Raw genomic sequence first — 5,421 nt, 5'->3', positions numbered from 1 at the left:
AATGAGAATAATCGAATCTTCAAGAGCTGCGAATTGAATCAAGTTTCCCTTTGTTAAAATGGCAAGTTGATGCTGTTTTAACTCTGCTCCATCTGAAAATTTTATTTTACCTTCGGAAACAATGCAAAAAACATTCATTGTTTCTGAAACTTCATATTTAAAGTCGCTTCCTTTTGTTAACCTAACATCAAGATAAACAATTGGATAGCTAGTCCAGCTTTTCTGTTTTATTTCGTCAAATGCTCCAGATAGAAGGTTGATTTTCGTATCACCTTTGTTCAGTTCAATAGCTTTAAAGTTGTAGTAGAAAGGGTCGCTCATTTTTTCCTTCGCTGGTAAATTAATCCAAAGTTGATATCCCCATAGCAAACCTTCCTTCATAAGGGGCATTTCTGAGTGTATAACCCCGCTTCCAGCATTCATCCATTGCAGTCCACCGGAGGTTAGTTTTCCTGTGCTTCCCGTGCTATCTTTATGTTCAAATTCTCCGTTTATCATGTATGTAAGTGTTTGAAACCCACGGTGTGGATGGGGTGGAAAACCAGCTATATAGTCATTAGGATCATCCGATTTAAATTCATCCAATAGAAGGAAAGGGTCGAGATAGTTCAAGTAAGGTGAGCCAATGTATCTTCTTAACCTTACGCCGGCGCCGTCGAAAACTTCGATGGATGGAATAACTCTGTAGACACTACGAGTTTTAATTGTTTTGATATGCATTTTAGTTTACCTTTTGCTTATAAATTTTGTGATATAATTTGAAAATTCTTCAAGCGCTCGCTCATTTACGCTGAAATAGTGATATTGTCCCTCTTTTCGCACATTTACTATTCCACTTTCTTGTAAAGTTTTCAAATGGTGTGATATTGTTGGTTGTTTCAAACCAACTTTTTCCGTTATCTCCTTGCAACTTATCTCCTTTGATTTGGCGATTAATTCAAAGATTTTACATCTTGTTTCATCCGCAAGTGCTTTTGCAACCTTTGAAATTTTTACCTTAGCCATTGTGCTTAGACTTTGTTATTAAAAATAGATATATAGACAAATGTCTATATAAATATAAGCAAATAAAATCCAAATGTCAAGTTCAGTCACCTCGCGGGACGGGGTTGAATTTGTCAAATATTTCACGAGACTTTGTTATTTGATTTTAATTCTTAGTTGGGCTAATTTATTTTAGATTTAAAATCAAAGTTGCTTTATTTATGGGTTCGACGGTTGTTATATGTCATTATCATGAAGTCGCATTGAAGCAAAAGAATAGAGAGATTTTTGAGAAGAAGTTGAGGACGAACATCGCCTTTATGCTTTCGGATATCGTCAAGCAAAATATGGTGATGCGTGGTTACGGAAGGTTGAAAATTGTTTTGCCATTTAGCTATGAAGATTCAGAAAAGGTTGAGGTTGTTAAGTCAAGGTTAAGAGATGTCTTCGGATTAACTAATTTTGGGATTGGGGTTGCTACTTCGCTTGATCTTGAAAAAATTTGTGAGGCAAGTTTAAAGGTTTTGCGAAACAAGGAATTTAAAACCTTTAGCGTAAAGACGAAAAGACAGAATAAAAAATTTCCTTTGAACTCTATTCAAGTAAACCATGAGGTTGGCGCTTTCATTCTTGAAAAATTTAAAAACGAGGGACACGAGGTTAAAGTTGATCTTAAAAATCCTGAAGTCACAGTACATATTGAAATCGTTGACAAGGAAGCCTATGTTTACGCAGATAGATTTAAAGGTCCGGGCGGGTTGCCAGTTGGATCAAGCGGTAAAGTTGTTGCTTTGTTATCAGCTGGGTTTGATTCGCCGATAGCGTCTTATATGATGATGAAGCGAGGTGCAAGAGTTATATTCGTTCACTATCATAGTTATCCATATACTTCGTATGATTCAATTGAACAGGTTAAGCAAATTGTTAAGATTTTAAGCAAGTATCAATTTTATTCGAGACTTTACATAGTTCCGATAGCGGAGGCGCAGAGAATAATAGTTTTAAATGCCCCTGTTGGGTTAAGGACGATTTTGTATCGAAGATTGATGGTTAAAATTGCTGAGGTCATAGCTGAAAAGGAGAAAGCAGAGGCGCTTGTCACCGGTGAAAGCTTAGGGCAAGTTGCTTCACAAACATTGAGAAATATAAGGGTTATAAATCAGATTGCGAGCTTGCCAATCCTTAGACCATTAATTGGGGTTGATAAGGAGGAGATAATTCAAAAAGCGAGAGAGATTGGGACTTATGAAATTTCAAGCCAGCCGTATGATGATTGTTGTAGCTTTTTGACTGGGAGACATCCGGAGACATGGGCAAATTTCGAAGAGATATTTGAGGTTGAGAAAAAATTTACATGGAATGAGCTTGTCGAGATGTCGCTTGCAAAAGCCGAGGTTGAGAACATATACGCCGATTTTCTGGATAAAAATATAGTTGAAAAAATCGAGGATTGAAAAGTGTTAAGAGTTTTACCACTTTTTTTAATTCTTGTGCAATTTCTTTACTCTCAAAGCTTTAGATTGAAACGCCCGGTGCCTGACCATATTCAAATTAATGGCTCATATCTCTATGGTGAACCAAATATCCGTGATCCCCAAAATAGAGCTCACACCGGTGTTGATATTCTCGTAAGGTATGACACTGTTTATTCAGCTTGTGATGGGGTGATCTATTTTGTTGCATATAATCCGTATGATACAGTTGGTGGATACGAGCCCAATGGAGCTGGAAACTATATTTTTATTAAAGGGCAATGGGAAGGAAAGGATTTATACTTGCTTTATGGGCATCTTTCAAGGCCGTTGAAAAATCAGGGCGACAGTGTTAAAGCCGGTGAACCTGTTGCAATTTCTGGAAATACCGGATATTCAACGGGACCACATCTACATTTTGAAATTCGACTTGGAACACCAAGATATGATGCTTACAGGACGAGGCGAAATCCTGAACTTTGGTTTGCAATGAGTGGAACAGGTGCTATTTACGGCAAGATTCCCAACGCTCCTAATTCAACTCGAGTTGATATAAGCCCCGATCCAAAACCAAGACCACCCTATACAACTTTTAGTTATGCTTTGACTTATAATTTTAACGATCCTTATATCGGAAGCGATGATATTTATCGAGAAAATTACGCAATAGGTGAGGTTAAGCCCGGGACTTATACGATAACTGCATTGAACGGACTTTACAGAAGAACTGTTGTTGTAAGAGCTGGTGAGGTTGTAAATGCTGATCCGCCAACGCAAGTTGCCGATGAAGAGATTAAACTTGATAGATTTGAGCTTTGTCAAAATTATCCCAACCCATTTAACACTTCAACGGTCATGAGATATTATCTCCCTGAGCCAAGACGAGTTGTTATTAAAGTTTATGATTTACTTGGGCGTGAGGTCAAAACACTTCTTGATGAAGAGAGAGGCTCAGGTTTGCATTACGCAGTTTTTGAGGCCGAGGGACTTGCAAGCGGGGTTTATGTTTATACGATTTTTGCTGGGGATTTTGTTTCTTCAAAATTTATGGTTTTTGTAAAATAAAATTTGGAGGGTAAAAGTGAAGAAAATTGGTTTTATCGGACTTGGGATAATGGGTGAAGCGATGGCAAAAAGACTTTTGCAGAATGGTTATGAATTGGTAGTCTATAACAGAACTGCTGAAAAAATTTCAAAGCTTGGCGCCTCAAATGTAGTTCCAGCTTTATCGCCAGCTGAGGTTGCAAGGAATTGTGAAATTGCAATTTCAATGCTTGCTGATTCAAAAGCTGTAGAGGAAATTGTGTATGGCAAGGGTGGAATTTTCGAGAGCATGAAGCCCGGATTTATCCATGTTGATATGAGCACGATTTCACCAATAACTACAAGAAAGCTTTACAATGATTATAAGGCTCGTAATGCTTATTTCATTCACGCACCTGTGCTCGGTAGTAAGTCACAAGCTGCGGATGGGACTTTGTTAATTTTTGCGGGTGGAGATAGAGCGGTGATAGATAAATGTAAAGACATTTTCAGCGTTCTCGGAAAAAAGGTTTGGGAATTTGATTCTGTTGAAAAAGCTACGATATTAAAATTAGCGATGAATTCAATGATCGCAACAATGATAGTTGCTCTAAGTCAGGCTTTTGTCATTGCTGATAAATCTGGAGTTTCAAAAGAAACAGTTTTGGAAATCCTTGAAAATTCCGCCCTTAACTCAGCAATGTATCAAAACAAGGGAAGGACGATAATAAATGGAAACTTTGAGCCAAACTTTTATGTCAAACATATATTGAAAGATGTAAATCTCATCCTTGAGTCAGCTATGGATTTGAAAATTTCTCTGCCGGTCATTTCGGTTATTCGTGAGCTTTATATTCAGGCGCTTTCCAAGGGGTATGAGAATGAAGATTATTCAGCCATTTTTAAGGTTATCGCTGAGCTTGCTGGAGTAAAAATTTAAATCTTGGTTTTATGAAACTTAAACTTTCGATAACTTTCCAAAATTCATCTGGTTCGCCATCAAGTCGCCATATAGCGATCCCGGCAAGATTATATTTGTTCACAAGCGATATCTTCTCAGACAAACTTCTTTCATCTTCAAAATAAATTATATTTTCAACACCGTTTTCATCCTTGAACTTAAAATATGGGGCTTTTGCTTTACCATCCCATTTTTTCTTGAGATTATACTTTGCAATCACTCTCCTAAGTTCCGGATAATAAATCCCTCTACCCTGTTCATTCCCCTTCCACCATCGCCCATAAAATGGAATCCCAAGAATTATCTTTTTAGGTTTCACACCGCTTGAAATAGCAAATTTTATTGTTTCCTCAACCCACCACTTTGGTGCAACTGGTCCGGGTGGATCAAGTCGACCAGAATAATCATATCCCATTATCACAAAATAATCAACAACTTCTCCAAGCTCAGCATAATCATAAACTCCAGCCCAACCTGTGAATTTTTCTTCTGTTTTCGAGACGACATCAACACTTACAATTTTTCCATAATTGTGAAGTTTTGCACAAACGAGCTCAACAAACTTTGTATATCCATCCCTAACGCTTACGAAAGGACCTTCAAAGTCAAGGTTAATTCCAACATAATTTCCATCAAGAACAAGTTTCAAAATTGAATCCGCAATCCTTTCCCTAACACTTGGCTCAGAGAGCAAAGATTCGGCAACATCAGTGCGAAATCCCTGATTTACTATTAAAGGCATCAATGGTATATCGTTTTGAATCGCAAAATTTAAAAGATTTGAATCTACATTTGAAATTATATTTCCAGCGCTATCAATGCTGAACCATGTTGGAGAGGCGATTGAAATTAAAGCAGAATTTCTCTGCAAGGATAAAAAACTGGTTGTATCCGCTTTGACAACCCAAGCCATTATAATCTTGGGCTGATATTCGAAAGGTGGCCTCAATGTTGCACAAGATGAAAAGATGAAAGCGAACA

At 37.5% G+C, this 5,421-nt stretch carries 6 protein-coding genes; 3 read left to right on the top strand and 3 right to left on the bottom strand.

Features of this window, described 5'->3' with window-relative positions:
- Nucleotides 1-720, bottom strand: a 720-nt coding sequence (locus tag AWW78_RS10635; protein WP_047135023.1) for a pirin family protein, incomplete at its 3' end; no start/stop codon positions are given.
- 6 nt (nt 721-726) lie between these two features.
- A complete protein-coding gene (locus AWW78_RS09690; RefSeq protein ID WP_047135022.1) occupies nt 727-1,005 on the bottom strand; it encodes an ArsR/SmtB family transcription factor in 279 nt (92 codons plus the stop codon).
- A 200-nt stretch (nt 1,006-1,205) separates the two neighbouring features.
- Here AWW78_RS09690 and thiI point away from each other — a divergent pair, with 200 nt between their 5' ends.
- The 3 genes from thiI to AWW78_RS09675 are packed head-to-tail and all read left to right on the top strand — an operon-like array spanning nt 1,206 to nt 4,419.
- Nucleotides 1,206-2,438: a tRNA uracil 4-sulfurtransferase ThiI gene (gene thiI, locus AWW78_RS09685; protein ID WP_047135021.1), complete on the top strand. Its 1,233-nt coding sequence runs from the start codon at nt 1,206-1,208 to the stop codon at nt 2,436-2,438.
- A 3-nt stretch (nt 2,439-2,441) separates the two neighbouring features.
- Entirely contained in the window at nt 2,442-3,521 is a 1,080-nt protein-coding gene (locus tag AWW78_RS09680) for a M23 family metallopeptidase (RefSeq protein WP_075426262.1), read from the top strand.
- Between the two features lie 16 nt (nt 3,522-3,537).
- Nucleotides 3,538-4,419 carry an NAD(P)-dependent oxidoreductase gene (locus tag AWW78_RS09675; RefSeq protein ID WP_047135020.1) on the top strand — a complete coding sequence of 294 codons (882 nt, stop codon included), beginning with the start codon at nt 3,538-3,540 and terminating at the stop codon, nt 4,417-4,419.
- Here the strand turns inward: AWW78_RS09675 and AWW78_RS09670 are convergent.
- On the bottom strand, nt 4,388-5,421 hold a 1,034-nt coding region (locus AWW78_RS09670), incomplete at its 5' end, for a glycosyl hydrolase family 18 protein (protein WP_047135019.1). The genes AWW78_RS09675 and AWW78_RS09670 overlap by 32 nt on opposite strands.

This window comes from Candidatus Kryptonium thompsonii, assembly GCF_001535985.1.
Taxonomy (GTDB): domain Bacteria; phylum Bacteroidota; class Ignavibacteria; order Kryptoniales; family Kryptoniaceae; genus Kryptonium; species Kryptonium thompsonii.
Note: the sequence above shows the minus strand (reverse complement) of the source record. Positions and strands in the feature narration are given on the sequence as shown.